Source organism: Parafannyhessea sp. LCP19S3_B1 (assembly GCF_052121955.1).
In the GTDB taxonomy this organism is placed as follows: Bacteria; Actinomycetota; Coriobacteriia; order Coriobacteriales; family Atopobiaceae; genus Parafannyhessea.
This window is the reverse complement of sequence record NZ_JBQKDH010000004.1, coordinates 97,539-122,762: the sequence shown is the minus strand read 5'-3', so window position 1 is coordinate 122,762 and position 25,224 is coordinate 97,539. Positions and strand designations below refer to the sequence as shown.

The window sequence follows — 25,224 nt, the reverse complement described above, 5'->3', positions numbered from 1 at the left end:
CCATGGTACACGTCGGGTCAAGCTCATGGCCTCGCCCTTGGCGGACGTAAGGTCCGCACATCAAAAAAGGGACCGCCGAAGCGGTCCCCATTCAGCTCTTCTGGATTCGTGATTAGAGCTTACGGACGTTGGAAGCCTGGAGCTTGCCGTTCTGGCCAGTGGTGATATCGAACTCGACAGCCTGACCCTCGTCGAGAGTCTTGTAGCCGTCCATCTGAATCTCGGAGTAGTGGACGAACAGGTCGTCGCCGTCCTCGCGAGAGATGAAGCCGTAGCCCTTGTCGGCGTTGAACCACTTAACAGTACCCTGAGCCATGTCGTGCCTTTCTTTCTTGTTCCGCAAGGGAACATGAACGCTGCGCTTTCGCGCGATACATTTTGCAACCCGCCCTACGGCGCGTCACGAGGGATATATTACCCCAAAGACCACGCTACCTCTCCCACAAACCGTTTACGGACGAAATTCGACCCTAAATTGAATCATTGCTTCCCGAAACCCAAAGGCAGCTGCATGAAAGCACGGGCTGACGTACTTCCACACCGTTCTCTCACACTATGACAGCTCCGACTCGAGCTCCTCGAACTCCTTTGGCACAGAGCCGTCCGCATGGAACGCCCGTGCGATGGCCGAGGCCTGCGCCCGCCTAAGGGACGCCTCGGTGGCGTCTCCCTGCCGCTCGTAGGCGAGCGCGACCTTGTCCAGCGCGTATGCGGCGTACGCCGCCACGGACTCCCCCACGCCGGACAGCGTCATCATGGTGACGAGCGACTGCGGCGAGAGCGCCATGGCCGTCTGCGCGTCCAGGTCGAGCAGCTCCCCCACGGCGTGCTCCACCTCGCCGACGCGCGCGAAGTCGCCGTCGCAGAGCACTCCCCGCAGGCTCGCGCTCACCGCCTCCACAAAGCGACCGATCACCTCAAGAAGATAGTCGTGCTGCAGCATTCCACCCTCCAAACCATGGTCCCGCAGCGACCCAGCGCCGCAAGGCCTCGCCTGTTTCGTCACCGACGAGCGTAGCATATGCCCAGAACCGCAAGCCCTACCTCGTGGCAGGCGGAACGACCCCAAGGTGCTCGAACGCGAGCTGTGTGGCCTGCCTGCCTTGTGGGGTCCTGATGATGAGGCCGGTCTGAAGCAGGTAGGGCTCGTACACGTCCTCGAGCGTCGCGGGATCCTCACCCACGGCGCTCGCGACCGTCGTGAGCCCCACGGGCCTGCCCCTGAACGTCTTCGTGAGGGCCGTAAGAATCTTCACGTCCATCCAGTCGAGACCCATCTCGTCGATCTCGAAGAACTTCAGCGCCTCGGCCGCGATGTCCCACGTGATGCTTCCCTCGGCCTTCACCTGCGCGTAGTCGCGAACGCGCTTGAGGAGCCTGTTCGCAAGGCGCGGCGTGCCGCGAGAGCGCGAGGCGATCTCGAGCGCACCCTGCTGATCTATGTCCACGCCGAGGATGCCCGCCGACCTCACGACGATGCGCGCAAGCTCCTCCGTCGTGTAGTAGTCGAGACGGTAGCTGATACCAAAGCGGTCGCGCAGCGGACCGGTGAGAAGACCGGTCCTCGTGGTCGCGCCGATGAGCGTGAAGCGCGGCACGTCCAGCCTGATGGACCTTGCAGCGGGCCCCTTGCCTATCACGATGTCCAGGAAGAAGTCCTCCATCGCGGGATAGAGCACCTCCTCCACCTGGTGGTTAAGGCGGTGTATCTCGTCCACGAAGAGGATGTCTCCCTCCTCGAGGTTCGTGAGGATGGCGGCAAGGTCGCCGGTCCTCTCGATCGCGGGACCCGACGTCGTGTGGAGCTTCGCCCCCATCTCGTTCGCCACCACGCCCGCGAGCGTCGTCTTGCCTAGGCCAGGCGGTCCCGAAAAGATGACGTGGTCGAGGGGCTCGTTCCTCTCCTTCGCGGCCTGGATCAGGACCCGGAGGTTCTCCCTCACGCGTTCCTGGCCGCAGTAGTCGTCGAGCGACTTTGGCCTCAGCGTGCGGTCTACGTCGAGATCGTCCGCGGTGAGCTCCGCCGTGACGGACCTGGGGCCCGTCTCGTGCATGCCCCGCATCCCCGCCGTTCCCGCATCGTCGAACAGGTCATCCCTACCAGCTTCCCACATGGCCTATGCCCCGCTTCCCAGCCGCTTGAGCGCGTACGACAGCACCTGCTGTATGGTCGTCGCCCCCGCCTCCTCGTGGCCCTGCAGCGCGAGCTCGACCTCCTGCGACGTGAAGCCCATGGAGAGGAGCGCCTCGGTCGCCTCCGCCTGCACCGGAAGCGCGGGGGCGGACGCGACGACGTCGCCGTGCGATGGCTGCGAGAGGCCGACGAGGCTCCTGAGCTCGGCGTCCTTCTGGAACACGCCCTCGAGCTCCACGAGCAGCCGCTGGGCCTTCTTCTTCCCGACCCCTGACACCTGGCTCATGCGCCCGACGTCCTCCGTGGCGACAACCGTTGCGAGCTCCTGCGGCCTGAACGTCGAGAGCACGGACAGCGCGAGCTTCGGGCCGACCCCCGAGATCGCGACGAGCCGGTCGAAGAGCGCCCGCTCCTCGCGTGACGAGAAGCCATACAGCTCCATGGCGTCCTCGCGCACGATGAGCCTCGTCAGAAGCGTGACGCCAGCCTCCCCCGCAGGAGGAAGCGACGCCGCCGTGTTCGCCGAGACGCCAAGCTCGTATCCGACGCCGTTTACGTCCAGCACGACGTGCGTCGGCAGGACCTCCAAGAGCGTTCCCGTTAGCCTTACTATCATCTGCTGCTCCTCCTGCTCGCCCGCGTGGAGAAGAGCGGGTCGCCCTTGCCCTGAGCGCGTGCTATGTTCGCGGCAGTCGCTGCCGCGGTGATCTGACGTGCCGCCTCCGCGTCGGCCTCGCGCTGGGCCCGCTCCTGCTCCCTCAGCTGGTCCGTCGCGACGGCGCGCGCGATGTTCCTCGTGCGCTTGAGGTTCGCGTAGCAGATGGCCGCCGCGAGCGCGTCCGCGGCATGGTCCGGCTTCGGGTCGTGATCGAGGCCCAGGATGTTTCGCACCATGTAGATGACCTGCCGCTTGTCCGCAGAGCCGGTGCCCACGACGGCCTGCTTGATCTGCATGGGCGTGAACTCTCCCACGGCAAGCCCGGCGTTCGAGCACGCGACGATCGCGGCGCCGCGCGCATGGGCCGTGGCGATGGCGGAGCGCGTGTTCTCTCCGAAGAAGATCCTCTCTATCGAGAGCTGCGAGGGATGGTAGCGACCGATGACCTCCGTGAGGTCGTCGAAGATCCTTCCGAGCCGCTGGTCGATGGGCTCGGAGGCCTTCGTCGTGACGCAACCATAGGCGCGGGCACGACAGAGGGAGCCGCGCGTCTCGACCACGCCCCACCCCGTATGCGCAAGGCCTGGGTCTATGCCAAGTATTATCACTATGCCGCCTTACCGTGCGTCACCAAACAGAACGTTCGTTCTATGGTAGCACAGCAAGGCGGCATCGCACGGCTAGTTCTCGGAAAATGGGTTTGGCCACGTCCGCCCATGAGAGTCCTCGAACCCGTTCGCGGGACCGCCCTGACCGCCGTCCTGCGCGTCGCCAAAGCCCTTCGGCCTGAAGCCGCCGCCATACGAGAAGTCCCTCAAAAACGAGAGCGCGTCCTTCACCTGCCTCGCGTCACCGCGCGACGGCGCCGCCGTACCGGCGTCCCCGTCATCGGGCTCCTTGTGCGCGTCCTTTCTTGAGGTGGGGCCGCCCCTCAGGTCAGAGAGGCCGATGCCCGCGCCGACGCGCCGCGTGACGCGGTCGAGCGTAGAGGCCGCGTCGCGGTCCGCGCGGATGCGGTTGTGCCACGCAAGCCCCAACGGCCTCCGCGCGTCGAAGAGCGTGACCGTGGACACCATGAGGTACAGCCCGCGTCCCACGCGCCACGGCTCACTCTCGTCCAGCCGTGCGAGCACCGCCTCGACCAGCCTGTCGTCGCGCAGGTCGGCGGCGACCTCCGTCACGCTCCTGCCGTACTCGATGTGGTCGGAGAGCACCTGGTCTACCTCGGCGCACCACGACTCGTCCGAAAGCGACGGATGGTCGAGCCCCACCTCGGGCGCCTCGCCCGCCGCGAGCCTCGTCGACGGAAACACCGGGCTGATCGTGTTCCTCATGCGCATGAGCTCGAGCACGTCCGAGCGGTATACGTCCCCGACGGGCTTCAGCGCGTCGGCCCCCAGGGCCAGGCGCTTCTCGCCCAGCGCGAGGGCGGTCTTGTCCGCGCCGGAAAGGACCACGCCGCCGACCTCCGCCGCCCATGCCGCAAGGTAGGCGTCCACGATGCCGCGGCGGAGGAGCGCATCCTCCGGCTTCGCGACGAACGCGGCCGCGCGCATGTCGCCCACGTCCCGCACGTCGATCCTGAGGTTTCGCGCAAGGCGCTGGCAGCACGCCTCGCGGCTGACGTCGCCCGGCACGTCCACGATCGCGTGCACGTTCGTGGGTCCGAGCGCGTCGGTCGCGAGCGCGGCGACCACCATGGAGCCCACGCTGCCGTCCAGCGCGAGCACGGCGCTACTCTGGTCAAGCTTGTGGAGGTAGTCCCTCAGCCCAAGCACGAGCGTCTGCCACAGGTAGAGCGGACGGTTGTAGACCTCGGGCAGGACCTCTTCGTCGCCGTCCGCGGGCGAGCCGCCCACCTCTGCCACGACGAGCCCCTCCTCGCAGGCGGGAAGCGACGCCACGAGCTCGCCCTCCGGCGAGAGCGCGAAGCTCGACCCGGAGTACACGGACGTACCGTAGCCGCCGACGGACCCCACGCCCACGATCCAGGCGCCCGTGGTGCGCGCATCCGCGACGTAGCGGTTCTCGGCGAGGTCGCCGCCGAGCGCGGAGTCCACGTCGTCCGCGGCATACCCGTAGCCCGCGATGTAGATGATGGCGTCCACGTCGATGTCGAAGTCGTCGTAGTCGTCCAGGTCCTCGTAGGTGAAGGCGACGCCCAGGCGCATGCCGCCAAACTCGAACTCGGGCAGGTCAGGCGCCGGCGCGTCCTCGTCGTCCGCCTGGCCGGCGTCCTCGGACTGCGCATAGGCCTGCATCTTCAGGGGCAGGATCTTCTCGTCCCCCACCAGCACCGCCTCCGGCGCCGGCTGGCCGTCGAGCGCGCCGACGACGGGTACGATGCAGGGGCACGACACCTCCTCAGAAAGGCGCACGAGCGCGTCCATCACGTCCACAAGGAAGTCGTCCTGCTCGCTCTCGCGCACGGGCAGGGGTCCCGTCAGCGCCGCCATGGGGAAGACGAGAAGGTCAGCCCCCTGCTCCGCGGCAGTGCCGGAAAGCGCGACCATGCGCGTGGCCGTTGCCTCCAGGTCACCCGCGCGCGTGTCTATCTGTGCGATGCCAATCCTCATGTAAGAAATCCCTCCGCGGGCACGCCCGCCAGAGGGGACGCTACCCGACGGAGGGATGTGCCGCTTGGCCGCAGTGCGCGACCATCCGTCGCGTTACGGTTCTAGAACTCTGCCTTCCACAGGCCGTGCAGGTTGCAGTACGCGTAGACCGTGCCGTGGTCCGCGAACTTCTTGCAGAAGGTCTTCGTGGGCTCCTCGCCCGGCTTCAGGTACTTGATGATGGTCTTTCCCTCGGCCGCCACGGCGATCCACTCGATGTAGTGCTCCTCGGTCATGGGGTGCGCAACCTCGCCGACCTTCACGGTCATGTGCTTGTCGTCGCGCTCGATGAAGGGCACGTGCTTCTCGGCCGCCGCGTCGACGGAGCCGGCGACCAGCTTCTCCATGGGCTCGCCGCAGCACGTGGGCACGCAGGCGCCCCTGTCGACCACCATGACCAGGTTACCGCACTTGTTGCAACGATAGAACGTGAGCTCTGCCATACATTCCTCCTTGCGGATCAACCCTACGTGTGCCATGCCCGGCTGTGCCGCGCCTGGCCTTTTATCTATTGTGCCCCATACGGTGGCAGAATAACCTTCTCCGTGACGAAAGTCCCAAACACCCCGCCGTCGTGGTACAGTCGGCTCGTGGCCGCCGCGCGCGGCCCGCAACCCAACGCGGAGGCCAACGTGGAGAAGCGCTTCCTCACCATATCGGAGCAGGTGGAGCTCCTCGCGGCCCGCGGCCTTCGCTGCGACGCCCAGACGCCGCGCATCCTCCTGCGCGAGGGCTACTACGCGGTGGTGAACGGCTACAAGCGGCCGTTCCTGGACCAAAGTACCACCCGCGCCGCCAAGGAGGACCGATACCTGAAGGGCACGTCCTTCTCGGACGTGTATGCCCTCTTCCGCTTCGACCGCGGCCTCCGCGCGCTCACGTTCCGCCACCTCATGCTGGTCGAGGCCACGCTGCGCTCCCTCATAAGCCACGCGTTCTGCGAGCGCCACCCCAGGCCGGAGGCGTACCTCGACGAGTCCAGCTACACCTGCCGACGCGACTACCTGCGCGGGGAGGACGCCTTCGAGGGCGACCTGTGCTGGATGATCGACACTCTCGCCCACCACGCCCGCACGCGAGATCGCGACCCGCGAGGCGACCGCCGCGACGTGCGCGTGGCCCACTTCCAGGACAAGCACGACACCGTGCCGCTGTGGGTCCTCGTCGACGAGCTCACGTTCGGAAACCTCAAGTATCTCTTCGCGCTCCTGCGCCGCGAGGAGCAGCTCGCGGTCTGCGACAACCTCGCGGAGCTCAGCTCCTGCCGCTCCGCGGACCACGCCGTCACGGCGCGTGCGGACGAGAAGCGCGCGGCGCCGTCCCAGAGACCGCTCACCCCGCGGCGCGTCGCCCGCGACCTCGAGGCCATCGTCGACGTCCGCAACGTCTGCGCCCACGGGGAGCGCCTATACGACGGACGCTTCGGGCTGGAGGACGAGGCGGACTTTGCCGCCTTCGTCTCCATGATGTCCCACTTCCTCGAGCCCGGCGACCTCGCGCACCTGCAGGGCGGCATCGAGTCGCTGGTTACCGAGTACTCGCGGGCGCGCCCTGTCATCGCACGCGAGCTCGAGCGGACGGGGATCGCGGGCGTCTAGGCGATCTGCACGTGGCCGTCGCGGCCGACGAAGTCCTTCACCTCCGCGAGGAGGACCATGTTCTTCGCGTCCACCTTCGTCGGCAGCTCCATCCTCATCATGTCGCCGCACGAGCTCTCGACCATGAGCTCGATGTGGTCGAGGCCGTTGTAGCGGTCGAAGATGGACTGAAGCGTCTCCATCCTGTCCATCGAGAGCATCCTGGAGGGGATGTAGACCTCGAACACCTTCGGCCTGTTCGTCCTCTCGTTCAGCTCGAGCGCCTCGATCCTCGAGCAGATGAGCTGGTCTCCCCTGTCACCGTGCTCGATCTTGCCGGTTGCCTGAATGAAGACGTCGCCGATGCGCTCGCCGGTGTCTGGGTCGACCTCACCCTCGAGGGCGGACGCGCACTCCTGGTAGGTCTTCGGGAAGACGACGAGCGAGATCTCGCCCTCCATGTCCTCAAGCGTGACGATGGCCATCTGGTCACCCTTCTTGGTGACCTTCTTTGCGACGCCGCCGACGGGGACCATGCCGGCAAGCTTTATGACCTTGCCGTCCTCCACCTTGAAGCGCTGGGAGGTCGCGCCCGTCACCGGGTCGACGTAGTCCTCCGAGGCCATCGCCTCGGATATGGTGCAGTCACGGGCCTTCGACAACGCGTACTCGAACGGGCGCAGGGGGTGGTCCGAAACGTAGAGTCCGAGGACGTCGTGCTCCTGCTGCAGCTTGAGGTGGCGGTCCCACTCGTCGTCGGGATCCGGCTCTGGCACGTCATCCGTGAAGCCGGAGCCGGCGACGTCCGCGAACATGTCGAACATGGACACCTGCCCGTTCGCCTTGTCCTTCTGGCGCTTCGCCGCCGCGTCGATGATGTTCGCGGGATTGTTCTTGTCCACGAACTCCATGAGCTGCTTGCGAGGGTAGCCCGTCTCGTCGAACGCGCCCGCCTTGATGAGGGCCTCGACCACGCGACGGTTCGCCTGGGAGGAGTCGACGCGCTCACAGAAGTCATGCAGGTTCTTGAACGGGCCGTTCGCGGCGCGCTCGGCCATGATCGCCTCGGCGGGCCCCTCGCCCACGCCCCTGATGCCGGCGAAGCCGAAGACGATGCCCTCGTCGGTGGCCGTGAAGTCCTTGCCGGACTTGTTGATGTCCGGCGGAAGGACCTTGGTGCCGTCATGGTTGCACGCCGTGACGTAGTGGACGATCTTGTCGGTCTTGCCCATGTAGGACGTGAGGACCGAGGCCATGTACTCCTTCGGGAAGTACGCCTTCAGCCATGCGGTCTGCATGACGAGGATCGCGTATCCGGCGGAGTGCGACTTGTTGAACGCGTACGACGCGAACTCGAGGACGTTGTCCCAGATCTCCTGTGCGATGTCGCGGCTATAGCCGTTCGCCTCGGCGCCGTTCATCCAGTGGTCGTAGATCGTCTCGTCCGCTCCGGTCTTCTCCCAGTGGAAGACCTGGTCGGTCAGCATCTTGATCTTCTTCTTGGCCACGGGCTTGCGCATGCGCGAGTCGGACTCGCCCGGCGTGAAGCCGGACATCTTCATCGAGATCTGCATGACCTGCTCCTGGTAGACCATGGTGCCATAGGTCTCTTCCAGGATCGGCTTCAGCCTGTCGTCGTAGTAGGAGATCTTCTCCTCTCCATGCATGCGCTTGATGTAGCTGTCGACCATGCCGGCGCCCAGGGGGCCGGGACGGTAGAGCGCGATGAGAGCGACGATCTGCTTGTACTGGTTGGGCTGCATGTTCTTGATGGTCGCGGTCATGCCGCCGGACTCGACCTGGAAGACGCCCGCGGTCTGGCCCGAGCCGAGGAGCTCGTAGATCTTCGGGTCCGAGAAGTCGATCTTGTCCACGTCGATGTCGACGCAGGTCGCGCCATCCTTCAGGCACTTCCTCACGGCCTCCGGCACGCGCTCTATGTCGGACGCCTTCGGGTACCTGCGCCTGATGTTCGCGAGCGCCTTGTTGATGACCGTCAGGGTCCTGAGTCCCAGGAAGTCCATCTTGAGCAGGCCCATGTCCGCGACCGAGTGGCCCTCGTACTGGGTGATGGTGACGTTTCCCTTCGTGTCGAGCTTCGTCGGCACGTGGTCCGTGACGGGCGTCGGCGCTATGAGCGTCGCGCAGGCGTGCACGCCCTCGCCGCGCATGAAGCCCTCGATCGAGAGGGCCGCGTCGATGATGCGGTGCGCGTCGGGGTCCTTGTTGTAGGCCTCCTCGAAGTCCGGCGAGTACTGGTCCGGCTTCTTCTCGTTCTTGTGCAGCGCGTTCGGCAGGGTCAGCTTCGGGTCGTTCGAGAGCATCTTCGAGAGCTTCTGTCCCATGAAGACCGGGAAGCCCAGGACGCGGTTCGCGTCGTTGATGGCCTGCTTCGCCTTGATCGTCGAGTACGTGATGACCTTGCATACGTGGTCCTCGCCGTAGACGTCGCGAACATGCTGGAGCACGTCCTGGAGGTGCTCGTCGTCGAAGTCCATGTCGATATCGGGCATCTCCGAACGCTGCGGCGAGAGGAACCTCTCGAACATCAGGCCGTTCTCGAGCGGGTCGAAGTTCGTGATGTTCATGGCGTACGCGACGATTGCGCCGGCGGCGGAGCCACGCCCCGGGCCCACGCCGATGCCGTTGTCCTTCGCCCACTGCACGTAGTCCTGGACAATGAGGAAGTAGTTCGCGAAGCCCTTCTCGGTGATGATCTTGTACTCGTGCTCGAAGCGGTCCTTCACGTTCCAGTCGCCTATGGTGAGGTCGCGCCAGTTCTCGCCGTAGCGTCGCGCGAGGCCCTTCTCGCACTCCTCGCGGAAACGCTCCTCCGCGGTCTCGCCGGGACGAAGCCCAGGGTACTCCGGCAGGTACATGCTCGACCAGTCGAGCTCGTAGTCGCACTTGTCCGCGATCTCGAGCGTGGTGTCCGCGGCCTCGGGGCACCACGAGAACAGGCCGCGCATCTCCTCCTCGCTCTTCATGTAGAACTCGGTGCCTTCCATGCGCATGCGGTTGGGGTCGTCGAGCGTGGTCGCCTTCCCGATGCAGCTCAGGATGTCCTGCGTGGAGGCGTCCTCGCGCGTGAGGTAGTGGAAGTCGTTGGTGCAGACGACCTTGATGCCCTCCTCGTGGGCGAGCTTCACCAGGTACTCGTCAAGCTTGCGGTCGTCCCAGCCGTTGCGGAACGTGAGGCCGTGATCCTGGATCTCCATGTAGAAGTCGTCACCAAACAGCGCATGGAACTTGCGAGCCCAGTCGCGCGCCTCGTCGAACTGCCCGTCCAGCACGCACTGCTGGATGATGCCCTGCACGCACGCGCTCTGGCAGATGAGCCCCTCGTGGTACCTCTCCAGCATGTTGAAGACGGTGTGCGGCTTGCCGTAGTACATCATCTCGTGGCCGGCGGCCTCCGACATGCACTTCAGCAGGTTGTGGTAGCCGGTCGAGTTCTTCGCCAGCAGGATCAGGTGGTAGCGCTTCTCCCTGTGGCCGCGCTCGACGTGGTCCCCCGGTATGAAGTAGGCCTCGCAGCCGAAGATGGGCTTGATCTTGAGGCGCGGGCGGTTCGCCTCCACGGCCTTCACGTCGTGGCCGCTCTCCTCCCACACCCTGACGTCGGACGCCCACTGGTCGTGCACGCGGTCGAAGTAGTCCGCGTCGTCGGGGTCCGCCGCCGGCTCCTCGAGCTTCCACTCCTTCTTGAAGCACTCGACGTCGTGGCGCCACTGCTTCATGTTCTTCTGGCCGTCGTTGTACTTGCGGCACTCCAGGTCGAGCTCGGGTATGCCAAACATGTAGCCGTGGTCCGTGATGGCGACGGCAGGCATCCCAAAGTCAACGGCACGCTTCACCATGTCCGGAATCGGCGTCGCGCCGTCCAGGATCGAGAAGTCCGAGTGGTTGTGCAGGTGGACGAAAGCCATGTAACCCTCCGAAGGCAAGCCCAAGTTTTGACCCGTCCATGATACCCCACGGCGACGCCTCGTGCAGGCGAGAAGAACACGTGTTCTTATTCCGTACACGTCCCCTGAGCTGCGGTGCCATGCAAGGTCCTCGCGCATCCGCAGCTCAGGGGGTCAACCAGGCGTCCGCCACGCTCCAGACGACGCACACAAGTCCGACGCCGCGGCCGCGAAAGGCGCGTGCCGCGCGCTACATCCGCGGGGGGTTGTCTGCGTCGAAGCGGTAGCTCACGGAGTACGGCTCGTCGGGGTCGTCCGGGTCCGCAAGCTCCACGCACACGAAGCGGCAGTCGACGGAAGCAAACCCATGGCGCATGAGCACCGACGCATAGAAGTTCGCCTGCATCTCGTGTCGCGCGCGAACCTGCTCCGCGGAAAGCCCGCGGTCACCCGTCTTGTAGTCCACCAAAAGCGCGGCGCCTGTGCCCTCGTCCGTTGCGAGCAGGTCGATCGCACCCTCGACGTACTCCCCGAACTCGGAGTCCGCGGGCGAGAAGAACGGCACCTCCGCCCGCACCCGTCCGTGGGAGAGGACCTCCCGCCGGAGCCGCGAGGTGCGCCAGCGGTCAAGAGCCGTGCGCAGGCGCACCCTGTTTCTCGCGGAGAGGCGCCAGAGGTCGCACGTCGCATCGAACCTTCTCTCGGGAAGGGTCGCCTCGCACGGGTCCCCAAGCCCCTCGCCCACCTCCACCAGGCACTGCGCAAGCTCGTGGAAGGCGGACCCAAAGTTCGTCGCCCGGTCCTCGTCGCCCGTCACGGGCGCGCCCTCCTGCTCCGCCGCACGCTCCGCGCGCGTGGGGACGCGGACGGGAAGGGGACGGGAGGCGTCCCCCGCGGCATCGCGCCCGCCTCCGGGCTCGCCCTCCGCAAAGCGCTCGGTCATCTGCTCGTGCGCGCTGCTGAAGCTGAACACGCCCTCGCGCGGCTTCCAGACGTCGACGCGTCCGGCTGTCGGCTCGTCCTCGACCGCATAGATGTCGAAGCTCGCGGCCGCCCCGTCCGCCGCGCCTTCGACGGCTTCCGGCTCCGCCGCGAGCGCCCCGTCGGCGCCGGCGAGCGACCCCGCGGAGTCCACCGCAAACTCGCCGTCCGCCTTCGTCACGTCTATCACGCGCAGGCGCCCGGGCTCCGTGCCGCCATACCCGAAGCGGTGCTCCCCCGCCGCGGGCACGCCCCCGGGCAGGAGCGCATCCAAGAAGCCGCAAGCGAGCGCAGGGTTCATGCCGTCCTTCTTCGCGGCGACGTTGCACCCCACGATGAGGGCCTCGCGGGCACGGGTGAGCGCGACGTAGAGGAGCCTGGTCTTCTCGGCGGCGGCAGCCTCGTCGTTCGCGAACGTCGCGTGACGCAGCCATTCCGCAAGGTTCGACGGCCGGTCCGTCTCCGCGATGCGATCGAGGTCCCCTATCGCGTCCTGCGGCGCGAGCACGCAGACGCTCCCCCGACCGCTCGCGAGCGTCTTGAGCCTGCCTCCCTCCGGCCTCTGCCCCCAGCACTCCGCCACGGCCGTGACGGGAAACTCCAGGCCCTTCGAAGCGTGGATCGTCATCACGCGCACGGACTCCATCCTGCCGCCCGCAAGCGACGCCGGCGGGATCTTGGACACCTCGAGCCACAGGTCGAACTCCGTGGCGGCGCGGGCGGGGCCGAGCCCCATGCCGTCCGTCAGGTCCCGTATGTAGCCCACGGCGGCAAGCACGTTCGCCTCGCGTGCCACCCCGGTGGCCCCCTCCGCCTCCAGCCGCGAGAGCCAGCCCGACTCGCGCACGACCTTAAGGCATACGTCTGCGACGGGCATGCGCCTCATCGCAAGCCGCGCGCGGGCCAGCACGTCATGCGCATGTGCGAGGCGATGCGACGGGTTCGCGCCGTGGAAGAACTCCATGGTCTCGATGCCGCGGTCGATCTTGCGCATCGTCGGGGCGTCGAGCTCGCGCTGGGCGCGGGTGCCCAGCTGCAGCAGGTCGCTGGCGTCGAGCATGAACATCTCGCTCGTGAGCAGCGGGAAGAGTCCGGACTGCGTGTCCTTGGGGTTCGCGAGCACGTGCAGGAGCTTCGCCATGGTGGCCACCTCCGGCGCGCTCGTGAACGTCGAGCCTCCCGTCACCACGCACTCGAGCCCGCGCTCGCGGATTGCGTCGATGTAGAGGGCCGCCTTCGTGGTGGTGCCCAAGAGGAGCGCCATGTCGCCCGGGCGCTCGCCGTGCGCCGCGTACTCCGCGAGCCTGTCCGCCATCGCCGCGGCGGCGACCTGCGCCTGCTGGGCGCCCACCTGTCCCCTCGTGCCCACGCCGCGCGTGACCTCCACGTCGATGCGCGGAAGGTCCCGCGCGCGATACCTGTCGTCGCGTCCCGGGTTGGGGTCCAGGTGCATGAAGTCCGCAAGCACACCGGCGTCGCCGCCGCACACGCGGTCCACCAGGGACAGCACGTCCGCGTGGCTGCGGTAGTTCACGGCAAGCCTCACGTGCCGCTCCGGGGGAAGCTCCTCCCCCCTGCCGCGAAACACCCCCACGTCGGCGCCGCGGAAGCGATAGATGGACTGCTGCGCGTCGCCCACCGTGGCCAGGTGGCGGGCGCCGCGCCCCGCCAAAAGGCCGATGAGCTCCAGCTGCGTCGCGTCCGTGTCCTGGAACTCGTCCACCATCACGAGCCTGAAGCGCCCCGCGTAGTCGCGGGCGATGGCCTCGTTGTCGCGAACGGCCCGCAGCGCAAGGCTCACGAGCTCGTCGTTCGAGAGCACGCCCGCCGCACGCTCCAGCTCCGCCACGCGCTCGTCCACCCTGCGCGCGAGCCCCACGATGTCCTCGACCCACGCCCGGGGACGGGCGAGAAGGACGCAGGCCCTTGCCTCCGCGAGGGCCGCCTTCGCAAGATCCGCCTGCTCCTTCGCCTCCTTGTTGACCCTGCGGGGAAGCGTCACGGAGTCGAGCGCGGCGGCGGCCGCGGACGCCGTGCGACGGCCCGGCGCGAGCCCCATGAACGACCTCAGCGCCTCCAGGGAGGGAGCGACCTTCTCGGCCGCTTTTGCCGTGAGCTTCTGCGCGGCGAGGGACTCCATCTCCTCCGTCAGGCGCGCCATGACCTCTGACGCGCTGTCTGCCTGCGGAAACGTCAGGCCCTCGTACCCGTCGGGCACCGCACGCGCCGCGGCGCGCACGTCCTGCACCACGCCCATGAGGCCGGAGTAGCCGCCTTGGGACCTTCGGCCGAGCTGGTACTCCCCGAACGCCTCGCGAAGCGCGGGGCTGGCGTCGCTGTCCCTGTAGGCGGAACCCACGACCTCCTCCAGGGCACGGTCCCGCATGGCCTCCGCATCGTTTCCCTCGGCGATCTTGAACTTCGGGTCAAGGCCGAGCTCGAAGGCGTGGCGTCTCAGGATCCTGGCGCACATGCCATGGATGGTGCTGATCCACGCGGAGTCGACCTGCAGCGCCTGCTCGCGCATGCCCGCCTCGCGCAGCGTGGAGCGCACGCGCTCCCTGATCTCCTGCGCGGCGGCGTTCGTGAACGTGATCACGAGCACCTGCGACAGGTCGTCCAGAAACGGCGCACCGTCCGTGCCCGAGCCGGGCGTGAGCGCCCATGCCACCCTCCGGGTGAGCGTGAACGTCTTGCCGGAGCCGGCGCCGGCCTCCACGAACAGGGGCTCGTCCAGGGTCGTGACGATCTTCCTCTGCTCGTCATTCAGTGTGGAAAGGTCGATGCCGCTCACTTCGCGATCCTCCTTACGCAGTTCATAACCGGACAGTACGCGCACGCGGACGCGTCGACGGGCGCCGCCTCGATGTCGCCGTCAAGCATGCGGGCGACCGCCGCCCGGATGGCCTCCTCCGTCGCGTCAAGCAGCGCGTCCATGCCGTGCGCCCCGTCCGTCCCGAAGCCTCCGCCCGGGTCAACGGCCACGGCCTCCGCCGTCGCCTTCGAAGGCGTGCGGCTGCCGTACACGCGGTCCATCAGGTTCGCGTCCACGGCGCCGGAAAGAGCGTGCTCCCGCCCGCGCGTCGAGAGGTACACGGCACCCCTCACGTCGAGGTTCGGGAAGCGCCGCCGAACGACCTGCCCGTAGATGAGCGATTGCACGCGCCTGGGGAGCGAGAAGGGCGAGGCCTCCCCGCCCTCGGACCCGTCGGGAAGCGCGGCGTACTCCCGGGCGAAGCCCGCGACGCCCTTGTGCTTGTAGTCGATCACGACGGCGTTGCCGTGGGCGTCGACGTCGATGCGGTCCACGGTTCCGTTCAGCCATGCGCCCGCGTACTCAACCAGGTCCCGCCCATGGCCGAAGTCCCACTCGAACAGCCTCGGCTCGAAGCCGACCAGCAGGCCGGACTCGTAGTCGATGGCGGAGAGCAGGTCCCTCTCGAGCGTCTCGAGCTGTCCCTCGTCCTGGGCGGAGTGTGGCACGAACGCCTGCGGGCGCTCGCGCCGCCGCGTGACGAGGAACTGCGTGCGGCGGTCCTCCTCCAGCGCGCGCGAGAGCACCCGCTTCGCATGGGCCACAAGCTCCGGGTCCTCCTCGCTCACGCCCGAGCCGGGGATGCGGGCAGAGAGGTCCCTCGCGACGTCCGGCTCCGCGTCCCCCGCCCCCTCGAGGGAGCCGAGCGCCTCCTCAAGAAGCGTCCGGTGCGTCACCTCGAGGACGTGGTGCGCGAACGTGCCCATCTCCATGGGGCCGAAGCCCGCGTCCGAGTCGCGCAGCCGCAGGCGGCGCAGGCTGAACCACTTGTACGGGCACTCCAGGTACGACTCTATCTGCGACGCGGAGAGGACCGGCCTTCCGTCCAGCAGGTCCGGCTTTCCCTCCGGCGGCACGTTCACGAGGGCGCGCGCGGAGGCGTCGGCCACGCGACCCGCCGCCTCCGGCTCCTCGCTCGCCACGAGCTCAGGCGCGGTCCCCGTTGCGCTGAGGTTCGCCGCGGCCTGGGTCTCGGCCAGCGAGCGGATGGCAAGGCCCTTCTCGGCGGGGTCGCCGTCCCCTCCGCCGTAGCAGGCCAGCAGCTCCGTCATCATGACGGAGGGGTAGCACTCCTTCGACGTAGCGTCGTAGAGCGTGCGCTCCAGCGTCACGTGGTGCCGCGCCACGGCAAGCCGCGACCAGAACTCCGCGCGCGGCCGCGCCATGGGGTCTTCCCGCGGCTCGACCCCCAGGGCCTCCAGCAGGGCGGAGGCGACGTCGTCCTCCGCCCTCACGGGCGCCTCCACGGACGTCTGCCCGCACACGACGACCGCGTCCGCGGAGCACTGCGCAAGCGACGCCGACCCGGCGGCGTCCAGTATGCGAACGCGCGCGGCGCCCTCCTTGCGTACGCACGGCCGCACGACGACCGCCTGGTGCTCGAGCGCCGAGGCCGCGTGGGTCACGAGCTCGGAGAGCGACACGTGGCCCGCCGCCTTCTGGTCCGCCGAGAAGCCCAGCTCCTTGAGCGTCGCCGCCACGTTGAGAACGGCCATCAGGGCACCGGCGGCCAGCGCGTCGGAAAGCCGGTCCGCCTCATGCGGGAAGCGCGCGACAACCTCGCCGCCCTCGCCAAGAACGTAGTCGTCCAGCCTGGCGCCCGCGCCACCCCGCGCAGCCGGCGAGCCAATCTGCGACGACACGTACGGGGCGAGGAGCTTCGAGGCCGCAGACCCCAGCCTCCCCTTCAGGAGCTCGCGCGTCGCCGCCGCCACCTCGCCGGACGTCTTCTTGGGATTCTGGAGCTGCAAGAGCACGTCCGCTGGCGTGAGCAGGCGGTCGCTGCGCCAGTCCGCGTCGAGCGCGTACGCCCGGGCCGTCGGGACGTGCGCGACGTCCGAAAGGAGGAAGTCAGACAGCGCCCGCGGCGGCCACCAGGACATGTCCCCCAGGCGCACGTACGTGCCCTCCTCCGCACGCACGGGTCCCGGCCACGTCGCGTCAAGCTCCGCCAGCTGCGCCACGCTCTCCGCATACTCAAGAAACGCGCGGCCGGCGGGGATGTCGCCAACGCGCACGGACAGCTGGGCGCTCACGCCCAGCCCGCGCGCGACGAGCTTGGGGGCGAGCTCGCGCCACGCGCGGCTTGCGTCCGGGACGCTCACAACGACGTCCGTGGCGCCCTCGCCCGAAAGGGCGCACACCTCGCGCGCAACGGCCTCGGCCTCCGCGAGCGGGCCCGCGGGAAGCAAGAGCGACACGGCGCCCGTGGGCGCAACGGCCTTTCCGTCGCCGGAAAACACGCTTGCGAGAAGTGCCGAGAGCTCTGGGTCGCAGTGTTTCTCGCCCGTGGGGACACTCACGTTATCGAAGCCCGTACCAGCGGAAACGCAAGGCTCTTGCACACGCCCGACGCCAATGCCGTCCCGCGCGCACGCCGTTGCCACAAGCTCTGCGGAGCGGCGCTCCCCAGCGGTTGCCTCCGCGTTCCGCGCACGGACGCAGAGCGTCACGTCCGTCGCGTCTGCGAGGGCGCGCAGCAGCTCGCGGACGGGGCGGGCGAGCGACCCCAGGCCGACCGCGACCGTGGGCCAGAGCGAGCACGCGGCGCCCGAGGCGGTCACGCGCTCTGCGACGCGGGCCATGGCGGCGGACTCCTCCGTGAACGACGACCTCGCAAGCAGCGCGCGATAACGGTCGAGCACGCGCACCACGTCCGCCTCGCGGCGCGTAAGCCCAAGGTCGAGAAGGGCGTCCGCGTCCACGCGACCATTGCTCGCGGGAATCCACGGCAGGGCGTCCTTCGCGAGGCGCCCGAGCACGTCCACGGTGCCGGCGTTGTACGCGACGTCCTCCCCCGCGGCAGATGCCGCAGAAAGCGCGTGCTGCAGGGCGACGGTGCGCGTGAGCGGGTCGACCACCTGCGTTCCGTCGCCCCAGACCTCCCAGCGCTCGCGCGTGAACGCGAGCGGCGTCGTCACCGTGACGCCCAGGCCAAGCCCGCGACGGGCGAGGTCGCGGCTGACGTCGAGCTGCACGGCAAAGCTGGGCACGAGAAGCGTCGCGCGGCCTCGCGCGGCAAGCGCCCCCCTGAGGGCGGCCTCCGCGGCCTCGCCTACGAGCCGTGCGTCGTGCGTCTGGGCAATGGTTAGGGACATGGTCGACCTTCCGTCGGTTTTGGCTGAGAGCTATGGTAACGCGACGAGTGGACATTTTTTTGCCCCACGCGCGACGCGGACGCGCATGGCGCACGAACCGGGTGCGCCGCCGTGACGACGCACCCGGTTCGACAACGCTCCTGCGCAAGCGCCGGCATGGGGCCCTGGGGCTAGTCCCTCCCCAGCTGGTGCTCCTTCAGGCGGTACGCCGCCGCGATGATCTGCGCCGCTCCTTCTCGCCCGAAGACGGAACGGTCCACCACCAGGTCCTTGTCGGTGTACATGTCCCACCTTCCGCCGCTGTAGCGCGTGTAGAACCGCTCGCGCTCGTGCTGGCGCTTGCGAACGAACGCGCTCGCGTCGTGCGTGGTCATGCCGCGCTTCGCGCGCACGATCTCTACGCGCACGTCCAGCGGCGCCGTGACCAGCACGGAAATGAGGTTGGGGTTGCGTCGCAGGATGTAGTCGGACAGGCGTCCCTCGATGATGCACGGTTGCGTGCTCCCCAGGTCCAGGATGACCTGACGGATCGCCTGGAACGCGCGGTCCGCGTCCGAGCGCTGGTCCATGCTGTCCGGCAGAAACGCCAGGGGGCCGCGCTGCGGACGCTCGTCCACCGCCGCCAGCTGGTCGACGTCGAGCCCCATGCGCAGCGCCGAGCGCACGAGGAGCTCGTTGTCGTAGAGGGGTATGCCCAGCATCACGCTGAGCAGCTTGCCCACCTCGTGGCCCTCGGCCCCGTAGTCGCGCGCTATCGAGATGACGATGGGTTCCTGGCTGTCCGGGTCCGCGGACCCGTTGACGCTTGTGCTGTGTCTGAGGTCGCTTGCGCTCATGAGTGGCCTTTCGTTTGGATTTCTATGCTGGGCGCGGGGGGGCGGTCCTTCTCGCCCGCCGGCGCCCGGGCGCTATGCCGCGGCGCTCCTGCGCTGGTAGGCGCGAACCGCGAGCGATATCGCGAAGTTGAGGACGAAGTACGTGAGAAGGACGAACCCGTACAGCAGGAGGATCTGCGGAAGCGTGGACGCCTGCCCCATGACGACGGCAGAGTTGCGCATGAACTCGTGGACGTCGATGCCGCGGAGGTAGGACGTGTCCTTGATGACCGTCGTGCACTGGCTGAACAGCGCGGGGACGATCATCTTGAACGCCTGGGGAAGCACGACGAGGCGCATGGTGTCCACGAACCCGAAGCCCTGGGACTGTGCCGCCTCGAACTGGCCCTTGGGCAGCGCGTTCAGGCCGCCGCGGACTATCTCGGCCATGACGGCGGAGGTGAAGACCGTGAACGTGAGGATGGACACGAGGATGTTGTCGCCCTGCACCGTGAAGCGGAAGATGAGGATCCACAGCAGGTTGGGCGTGCAGCGGAAGAGCTCGATGTAGACGGTCACGAGCCACCTGAGCCACGACCAGCGACCGCGGCAGTACGACTTCGTCAGGGCGAGCAGCGTGCCGAACGCGATGGACAGCACGATGGACGCGGCGGAGATGACGATGGTGTTCAGCAGGCCCTGCAGCATGAAGGCCACGTTGCTGGCGGTAAAGACTCCCATGCGCTACACCTCCGCTTCCGTTGCGCCCGCGGTTGCGGTGCGGCGAGCCTTGCGCGGCGCGCGGGAGCGCTTCTCGAGCCAGGTGACGAGCATGGCTATGGGGAAGCAGATGAGGAAATACATGGCGCAGCACACGATGTAGCCCTGCAGATAGCCGCTATCGGCCACGAGGATGTCCGCCTGGTACATGAGGTCGCCGCCCGCGATGAGCGCGAGGACGGACGTGTTCTTCACCAGGTTGAGCGCCTGGTTGGCAAGGGGCGGAAGGATGATCCTGAACGTCTGCGGCAGGATGACGTATCGGTAGGCCTGCACGCGCGTGAATCCCTGCGACTGCGCGCCCTCCATCTGCCCGCGCGGGATGGCCTCGATGCCTGTGCGGATGACCTCCGCGACGTAGGCGCCGTGGTAGAGGCCGACGCAGATGACGACGAGCACGAACGGCGCGATGCGCACGACGTGCTCCGCTCCAGTGATCGCCTGGAGAAGCATGGGACCGGCGGTATAGACGAAGAACACCTGCACGACGATGGGCGTGTTCTGGAAGAACTCCACGTAGACGCGGGAGATGCCGCGAAGCACCCGCGACTGCGTCGTAGAGAAGACGCCCAGCAGCGTGCCGACGAGAAGCGAGACCAGAAGCCCCGCGAGCGAGACCTCTATGGTGAAGAGGAAGCCCTGCCACAGCAGGTCCGTGTTTGCGAGCGTGGCGGCCCAGCGCTCGGGATTGAAGAGTTCCATGTGACCTCCCTACAAGAGCCGGTACTTCTTGGCCCACCGGTCGATCGCACCGGACCCCTTCAGGTCCTTCACGACGCCGCCGACGAGACTCGTGAGCTCGGTTGCGGACTTGGTGGTGCACACGCCGTACTCCTGCTTGCCAAAGATCAGGCTCGGCTCGAGCAGCTCGTTCGAGTCGTTCATGTACGTGCGGATGATGGAGCGGTCGATGGCGAACACGTCGATGTTGCCGGACGCGAGCGCCGCCGCGAGCGTGGGATAGTCCAGGTACTGCGGATAGCTCACGCTGAAGTCGCCATGCCCCTGGTCCTTGAGCATCTGCTGGATCTGGTTCATCGTGTCCGCGCCCTCGCCCACGCCGACGATGCGCCCGTCGAGATCGGCCACGGACTTGATGCCGGAGCTCCTCAGCACGAGCATGCCGATGGAATCCGTGTAGTACGCAGGCGAGAAGTTCCAGGACTTCTTGCGCTCTGGTGTGATCGTGTACGTGGCGCACACGAGGTCCACCTGGCCGGAGTCCACGAGGGGGCCGCGGGTCTTCGCCGTGACACCCGTGAAGCTGGCAAGGCCGCGGCGCCGTGCCTCGGACGTCGACACGCCGAACACCTTCGCCGCGATGGCGTAGCAGATGTCGATCTCCATGCCCTGGAACTTGCCGGTGGCCGTGTCCTGGTAGCCGTAGCCTATGACGTCGGTCTTTACGCCGCAGTTGAGGTGCCCTCTGCTACGGATCGCGTCGACGCTCGCGGCAGACGGCGCGTCAGAGGACGAGCAGCCGGCAAGCCCCACGACGGACGCCCCGGCCACGCCGATCATTGCGGCGCCGGCAAGCGAGACGAAGCCCCGACGTGTCAGCTGGGGACGGGCCGACTGCCAGGAATCGTACGTTCTTCTCATCGTGCCTCCTAGAGAATCTTGTCCAGGAAGGCCTGGCAGCGAGGGTTGTCGGGGTGCGTGAAGAAGTGCTCGGGCGTGCCCTCCTCCAGGATCTGGCCGTCCTCCATGAAGACGATGCGGTCGGCCACCTGGCGCGCAAAGCCCATCTCGTGCGTGACGCAGATCATGGTGATGTTCTCCTGCGCGAGCTCGACCATTACGTTCAGGACCTCGTTCACCATCTCTGGGTCGAGGGCGGAGGTGGGCTCGTCCAGCAACATGATGGGCTGCTTGGTGCAGAGAGCACGCGCGATGGCGACGCGCTGCTGCTGGCCGCCCGAGAGGTTTTGCGGGTACTCGTCAGCCTTGTGCGCGAGGCCGACCCTCTTCAGGCTGCGCATGGCCTCCGCCTCGGCCTCCTCGCGGGTCTTCTTCTGCAGCTTTATGGGGGCCAGCGTCAGGTTGCCCATGACCGTCATGTTGGGATAGAGGTTGAACTGCTGGAACACCATGGACGTGTACTTGCGCGTGATCTCGAGGTGGTTCTTCTTGGTCATGAGCTCGCCGTTGATGCGCACCTCGCCGCTCGAGGGCTCCTCGAGCCAGTTGATCGAGCGGATGAGCGTGGACTTACCGGAGCCGGACGGTCCGATGAGCACGACCTTCTCGCCCTCGCGCACGGAGAGGCTCACGTCCTTGAGTACGTGCAGGTCGCCGAAGTACTTGTTCAAGTGAACGATGTCGATCATGTTGTTGGGCATGTGCGGACTCCTCTCACCGCGCTTCGCGGCATGTGTCATGCGGCGACGCGCGGCCGTCGCGGACCTTGCGATGAGGCTCCCGCGCTCGCGTCACGGGGCCGCTGCGATTGAGCTGCGTTTGACGAACGTGGCAACGCTGGATGTAGGCACATGCGCAGGTACGAGCCACGAAATCGTATGTAATTCTGAACGAACGATGACAAGTTCGGTAAAAACTCTACAAGTACGACACCTGCCTGACACGCAGGCGCGGCACATGTTCCTAGACGCCGCCCTCCAGGCGCGACAACACGGTACGATAGCCGCCCACCTCGCCGTTGAGGCATTTCGAGACGCGACTCACGGTCGTTGAGGACGCGCCGGTCTTGCGTGACACGTCCACGTAAGAGCAGCCGTCCGAGAGCAGCGTGGCCACCTGAAGCCTCTGGGCCAGGTCCTCGATCTCCTTCGGACTGCACACGTCCAACAGGAAGGCACGCGCCTCGTTCGCATCGCGTAGCGACCCGAACGCTGCGAACAGCCTGTCCTCCTCCTCGCGCAGCCTCTGCGTCTGTTCCTCTGTCATGTGCGCTCCTCGCGACAGTCGTTGCGTGGAGAATACTTTATCGCAATAAAGCATGCCGTGTGTTACGGCAACGTTTATTCAGCATGCGACTGGCGGCGCGGAAGCGACACCGCAAGGCCGCCCGCCGCATTGCGCGCGCTCTGGACGACCCCCTCGTACGCCCTGCGGACGACGTCTGACGTTCTTTCCGCCTGCTTTGCCACGACGCACTCCACGAGCTTCCACACCAGGCGCTTCGTCTGGTCGCTTGCGCCGTTTGCCGCGGTCATCACCTTCGGCAGCCCCTCGCGAGACGTCACGTCGGTAAGCTCCGGGCCACCGGCGGACAGGATGTCGAAGAACTCGTTCGTGAATCGCTCGCGCTCGCCCATGTCCACGGGCCCCATCCACTCGTCGAGGGCGGCATCGAACGCAGCGGCGTCTGGGTCGAGCCCGCCGGCAAGCACAAATCCAGAGGGAAGAACCCTCCACGTGAGCGGATCGTGTTGGAGCATGCCCGAGCCCGTACTTGCGACATACGTCCTTGGCTCGTCTGCCCGGTCGAACAATTGCCCTATGACGCTATACGCGGGCTGGTAGCGCACGAACCTGTCGCCGATGGCATCGCGCGCGTCGCGCTCGACAACGCGCCCATCAAGCCCGGGCCCATCGAAGCTGTAGCACCGAAGCAGGTGGTCCGCAAGCGTCTTCGGCATAGCCGCGACCGCATACGAGACCAGGTTTCCGCCCTTGGAGTGCCCGCCCGCCATAAGCGGCTCCCCCGCTGTCGCAGAGGCCTCCAAGGCCCTGCTCAGGTAGTTCGCCGCAAGCCTCTGGGCACCGGTCACCTCGAAGCTCAGCATGAAGTCCTCTCGCCAGCCGGCAAGCGTTAGGTCCGTGCCACGAAACGACACGTAGCGAATGCCTCCCTCGCAACCCATCACGGACCCAGGCGGCAACAGTACCTCAACCGCGGCAAACTGAACTGCTCGATCGTGGTCCATCACGTCCACGTACCGTCCGATTCTCAGACGCCCGAAGCGACGACTTTCCACAACCGCCTTGAGGTATCCCGCATCGATCGTTGCAAGCGACCGCACGTACGGCGTGACGTCGCCCCCTGAGAGCTCCAGGAGCTCGCCCAGGGCAGCGCCTACCCCGACCGTCCCGCCAGCCGCCTCGTTCGGGACGATGCCGACGAGGTCGATGTAGCTCAACGTCGCAAGCACCAGGGCGTCCACGTCGTTGAAGGGTCGCTCGGCAAAGTCAAGGTCGCCGCGCCACCTTGCGTAGTCAATCAGATTATCGGCCACGGTCACCTCCCACGCGTTGCATCGTCCTGCCGTCGGGTCGATCGAGAAAAGCCGCGTCGCTCCTCGAGAGGAGCATCGGGGCGGCGCCCGCATGGGCACCGCCCCGTAAAGTCCTCTTCTCGACAGTCTACGCCATGATCTGGCGGAACATGTCCTTCACCTGTTCGGGGGTCGCCTCACGCGGATTGCCGGGGTAGCAGGCATCGGCAAGAGCGTCTGCCGCCAGCTGGTCGAGATCCTCTTCGACGAGGCCCTTGCACGTCTTGGGAATGCCGACGTCCTCGCCCAGCTTGCGAACGGCGGCGATTGCGGCATCCGCGGCCTGCTCGTCCGTCATGCCCTCCTCGTACACGCCCATGGCGCGTGCGACGCCAGCCTGCTTGTGCGCGGCGACCGGCTTGTTGAACTCCATCGAGATGGGCAGCAGCATGGCGCAGGCGACGCCGTGCGGCGTGTCATAGTGCGCAGACAGCGTGTGCGCCATGGAGTGGTCGATGCCCAGGCCGACGTTCGAGAAGCCCATGCCCGCGATGTACTGGCCAAGCGCCATCTGCTCGCGACCGTGGCCAGGCTTCTTGTCCTTGGCCTCCTGGACGGCGTCGCGCAGGTTGTGGCTGATGATCTCGATGGCCTTGTAGTGGAACATGTCGGACATCTCCCACGCGCCCTTCGTGGTGTAGCCCTCGATGGCGTGCGTGAGCGCATCCATGCCCGTGGATGCGGTAAGCCCAACCGGCATGGATGCCATCATGTCGGGGTCGACAACCGCCACGTCGGGGATGTCGTTGGTGTCTACGCAGACAAACTTGCGCTCCTTCTCCGGGTCGGTGATCACGTAGTTGATGGTGACCTCGGCGGCCGTGCCGGCCGTCGTCGGGACCGCAATGGTGAAGACGGCATGCCTCTTCGTGTCGGCAACGCCCTCGAGGCTCTTGACGTCCGCAAACTCGGGATTGTTGGCGATGATGCCGATGGCCTTCGCCGTGTCCATCGCGGAGCCGCCACCAATGGTCACGATCGCGCTCGCGCCGCTCTTCTTGAACGCCTCGACGCCATCCTGAACGTTCTTGATCGTGGGATTGGGCTTCACCTCGTCGTAGAGGTCCCACTTGATGCCCGTCTCGTCCAGCAAGTCCGTCACCTTGGACGTCACGCCAAACTTCACGAGGTCAGGATCAGAGCTCACGAAGACGTGGTCGTAGCCGCGACGTTTGAGCTCGCCCGGAATCTCCTTGATGGCCCCTGAACCGTGATAAGAGATGCCATTGAGAACGAACCTGTTCGCCATGTTTCCTCCTCGGACGTTGAGATTCTGTCATCACGCTCTGTTGCGGATGGTTTCAGCTATACCCCAACGCCCGGTATGCGAACACATGTCCGTATCGCCATCCGCGAATGGTAGGTTGTCGCCCGCGAACGCAATTC

19 protein-coding genes are annotated in these 25,224 nt (G+C 66.9%); 1 reads left to right on the top strand and 18 read right to left on the bottom strand.

The window, feature by feature from the left end:
• Positions 1 to 112: 112 nt before the first annotated feature.
• From ACTQWE_RS02955 to ACTQWE_RS02925, 7 genes are all read right to left on the bottom strand, one after another.
• Positions 113 to 316, bottom strand: a complete 204-nt coding sequence (locus ACTQWE_RS02955) for a cold-shock protein (protein WP_090844437.1) — start codon at positions 314 to 316, stop codon at positions 113 to 115.
• 237 nt (positions 317 to 553) lie between these two features.
• Entirely contained in the window at positions 554 to 943 is a 390-nt protein-coding gene (locus ACTQWE_RS02950) for a hypothetical protein (RefSeq protein ID WP_441856629.1), read from the bottom strand.
• A gap of 97 nt (positions 944 to 1,040) precedes the next feature.
• Positions 1,041 to 2,114 carry a Holliday junction branch migration DNA helicase RuvB gene (gene ruvB / locus ACTQWE_RS02945; protein ID WP_170103345.1) on the bottom strand — a complete coding sequence of 358 codons (1,074 nt, stop codon included), beginning with the start codon at positions 2,112 to 2,114 and terminating at the stop codon, positions 1,041 to 1,043.
• A gap of 3 nt (positions 2,115 to 2,117) precedes the next feature.
• The gene (ruvA, locus tag ACTQWE_RS02940; RefSeq protein WP_441856630.1) at positions 2,118 to 2,750 is read right to left on the bottom strand and encodes a Holliday junction branch migration protein RuvA; all 633 of its coding nucleotides are present in this window, start codon (positions 2,748 to 2,750) and stop codon (positions 2,118 to 2,120) included.
• Positions 2,747 to 3,400 (bottom strand): crossover junction endodeoxyribonuclease RuvC, encoded by a 654-nt coding sequence (ruvC, locus tag ACTQWE_RS02935; protein WP_173367345.1) that lies wholly within the window; start codon positions 3,398 to 3,400, stop codon positions 2,747 to 2,749. Before ruvC ends, ruvA begins: the two co-directional genes overlap by 4 nt.
• 72 nt (positions 3,401 to 3,472) lie before the next feature.
• Positions 3,473 to 5,368 (bottom strand): nitrilase-related carbon-nitrogen hydrolase, encoded by a 1,896-nt coding sequence (locus ACTQWE_RS02930; protein WP_441856631.1) that lies wholly within the window; start codon positions 5,366 to 5,368, stop codon positions 3,473 to 3,475.
• A 101-nt stretch (positions 5,369 to 5,469) separates the two neighbouring features.
• Positions 5,470 to 5,850: a desulfoferrodoxin family protein gene (locus ACTQWE_RS02925; protein WP_441856632.1), complete on the bottom strand. Its 381-nt coding sequence runs from the start codon at positions 5,848 to 5,850 to the stop codon at positions 5,470 to 5,472.
• 189 nt (positions 5,851 to 6,039) lie between these two features.
• Between ACTQWE_RS02925 and ACTQWE_RS02920 the strand changes: the two genes are divergently transcribed.
• Positions 6,040 to 7,005 (top strand): Abi family protein, encoded by a 966-nt coding sequence (locus ACTQWE_RS02920; protein ID WP_441856633.1) that lies wholly within the window; start codon positions 6,040 to 6,042, stop codon positions 7,003 to 7,005.
• Here the strand turns inward: ACTQWE_RS02920 and dnaE are convergent.
• From dnaE to fucO, 11 genes are all read right to left on the bottom strand, one after another.
• Positions 7,002 to 10,913, bottom strand: a complete 3,912-nt coding sequence (gene dnaE, locus ACTQWE_RS02915) for a DNA polymerase III subunit alpha (protein ID WP_441856634.1) — start codon at positions 10,911 to 10,913, stop codon at positions 7,002 to 7,004. The two genes, ACTQWE_RS02920 and dnaE, sit on opposite strands and share 4 nt — an antisense overlap.
• A 229-nt stretch (positions 10,914 to 11,142) precedes the next feature.
• Positions 11,143 to 14,667 (bottom strand): UvrD-helicase domain-containing protein, encoded by a 3,525-nt coding sequence (locus ACTQWE_RS02910; protein WP_441856635.1) that lies wholly within the window; start codon positions 14,665 to 14,667, stop codon positions 11,143 to 11,145.
• Positions 14,664 to 18,005, bottom strand: a complete 3,342-nt coding sequence (locus tag ACTQWE_RS02905) for a PD-(D/E)XK nuclease family protein (RefSeq protein WP_441856636.1) — start codon at positions 18,003 to 18,005, stop codon at positions 14,664 to 14,666. The genes ACTQWE_RS02910 and ACTQWE_RS02905 overlap by 4 nt, the downstream gene beginning before the upstream one ends.
• Before the next feature lie 170 nt (positions 18,006 to 18,175).
• Positions 18,176 to 18,841, bottom strand: a complete 666-nt coding sequence (locus ACTQWE_RS02900; protein WP_170103336.1) for an AAA family ATPase — start codon at positions 18,839 to 18,841, stop codon at positions 18,176 to 18,178.
• A 72-nt stretch (positions 18,842 to 18,913) separates the two neighbouring features.
• On the bottom strand, positions 18,914 to 19,561 hold the full coding sequence (locus tag ACTQWE_RS02895) for an amino acid ABC transporter permease (RefSeq protein WP_441856637.1): 648 nt from the start codon (positions 19,559 to 19,561) through the stop codon (positions 18,914 to 18,916).
• A gap of 3 nt (positions 19,562 to 19,564) precedes the next feature.
• Positions 19,565 to 20,302, bottom strand: coding sequence for an amino acid ABC transporter permease (locus ACTQWE_RS02890; RefSeq protein WP_170103334.1), 738 nt, complete (start codon positions 20,300 to 20,302; stop codon positions 19,565 to 19,567).
• Positions 20,303 to 20,311: 9 nt separating this feature from the next.
• Positions 20,312 to 21,202 carry a transporter substrate-binding domain-containing protein gene (locus tag ACTQWE_RS02885; protein WP_441856638.1) on the bottom strand — a complete coding sequence of 297 codons (891 nt, stop codon included), beginning with the start codon at positions 21,200 to 21,202 and terminating at the stop codon, positions 20,312 to 20,314.
• An 8-nt stretch (positions 21,203 to 21,210) separates the two neighbouring features.
• The gene (locus ACTQWE_RS02880; protein WP_328804309.1) at positions 21,211 to 21,942 is read right to left on the bottom strand and encodes an amino acid ABC transporter ATP-binding protein; all 732 of its coding nucleotides are present in this window, start codon (positions 21,940 to 21,942) and stop codon (positions 21,211 to 21,213) included.
• Between the two features lie 262 nt (positions 21,943 to 22,204).
• Complete coding sequence (locus ACTQWE_RS02875; protein WP_441856639.1) at positions 22,205 to 22,507, bottom strand: YerC/YecD family TrpR-related protein; 303 nt, start codon at positions 22,505 to 22,507, stop codon at positions 22,205 to 22,207.
• A gap of 74 nt (positions 22,508 to 22,581) precedes the next feature.
• The gene (locus tag ACTQWE_RS02870; protein WP_441856640.1) at positions 22,582 to 23,799 is read right to left on the bottom strand and encodes an Mbeg1-like protein; all 1,218 of its coding nucleotides are present in this window, start codon (positions 23,797 to 23,799) and stop codon (positions 22,582 to 22,584) included.
• Positions 23,800 to 23,926: 127 nt separating this feature from the next.
• On the bottom strand, positions 23,927 to 25,087 hold the full coding sequence (gene fucO / locus ACTQWE_RS02865; protein ID WP_441856641.1) for a lactaldehyde reductase: 1,161 nt from the start codon (positions 25,085 to 25,087) through the stop codon (positions 23,927 to 23,929).
• Positions 25,088 to 25,224: the final 137 nt, after the last annotated feature.

Bases quoted from the DNA above. Each gene is read 5' to 3' on its own strand.
- ACTQWE_RS02955 (WP_090844437.1), bottom strand. From the start codon at position 316: ATGGCTCAGGGTACTGTTAAGTGGTTCAACGCCGACAAGGGCTACGGC.
- ACTQWE_RS02950 (WP_441856629.1), bottom strand. From the start codon at position 943: ATGCTGCAGCACGACTATCTTCTTGAGGTGATCGGTCGCTTTGTGGAG.
- ruvB (WP_170103345.1), bottom strand. From the start codon at position 2,114: ATGTGGGAAGCTGGTAGGGATGACCTGTTCGACGATGCGGGAACGGCG.
- ruvA (WP_441856630.1), bottom strand. From the start codon at position 2,750: ATGATAGTAAGGCTAACGGGAACGCTCTTGGAGGTCCTGCCGACGCAC.
- ACTQWE_RS02930 (WP_441856631.1), bottom strand. From the start codon at position 5,368: ATGAGGATTGGCATCGCACAGATAGACACGCGCGCGGGTGACCTGGAG.
- ACTQWE_RS02925 (WP_441856632.1), bottom strand. From the start codon at position 5,850: ATGGCAGAGCTCACGTTCTATCGTTGCAACAAGTGCGGTAACCTGGTC.
- dnaE (WP_441856634.1), bottom strand. From the start codon at position 10,913: ATGGCTTTCGTCCACCTGCACAACCACTCGGACTTCTCGATCCTGGAC.
- ACTQWE_RS02905 (WP_441856636.1), bottom strand. From the start codon at position 18,005: ATGTCCCTAACCATTGCCCAGACGCACGACGCACGGCTCGTAGGCGAG.
- ACTQWE_RS02900 (WP_170103336.1), bottom strand. From the start codon at position 18,841: ATGAGCGCAAGCGACCTCAGACACAGCACAAGCGTCAACGGGTCCGCG.
- ACTQWE_RS02895 (WP_441856637.1), bottom strand. From the start codon at position 19,561: ATGGGAGTCTTTACCGCCAGCAACGTGGCCTTCATGCTGCAGGGCCTG.
- ACTQWE_RS02890 (WP_170103334.1), bottom strand. From the start codon at position 20,302: ATGGAACTCTTCAATCCCGAGCGCTGGGCCGCCACGCTCGCAAACACG.
- ACTQWE_RS02885 (WP_441856638.1), bottom strand. From the start codon at position 21,202: ATGAGAAGAACGTACGATTCCTGGCAGTCGGCCCGTCCCCAGCTGACA.
- ACTQWE_RS02880 (WP_328804309.1), bottom strand. From the start codon at position 21,942: ATGCCCAACAACATGATCGACATCGTTCACTTGAACAAGTACTTCGGC.
- ACTQWE_RS02875 (WP_441856639.1), bottom strand. From the start codon at position 22,507: ATGACAGAGGAACAGACGCAGAGGCTGCGCGAGGAGGAGGACAGGCTG.
- fucO (WP_441856641.1), bottom strand. From the start codon at position 25,087: ATGGCGAACAGGTTCGTTCTCAATGGCATCTCTTATCACGGTTCAGGG.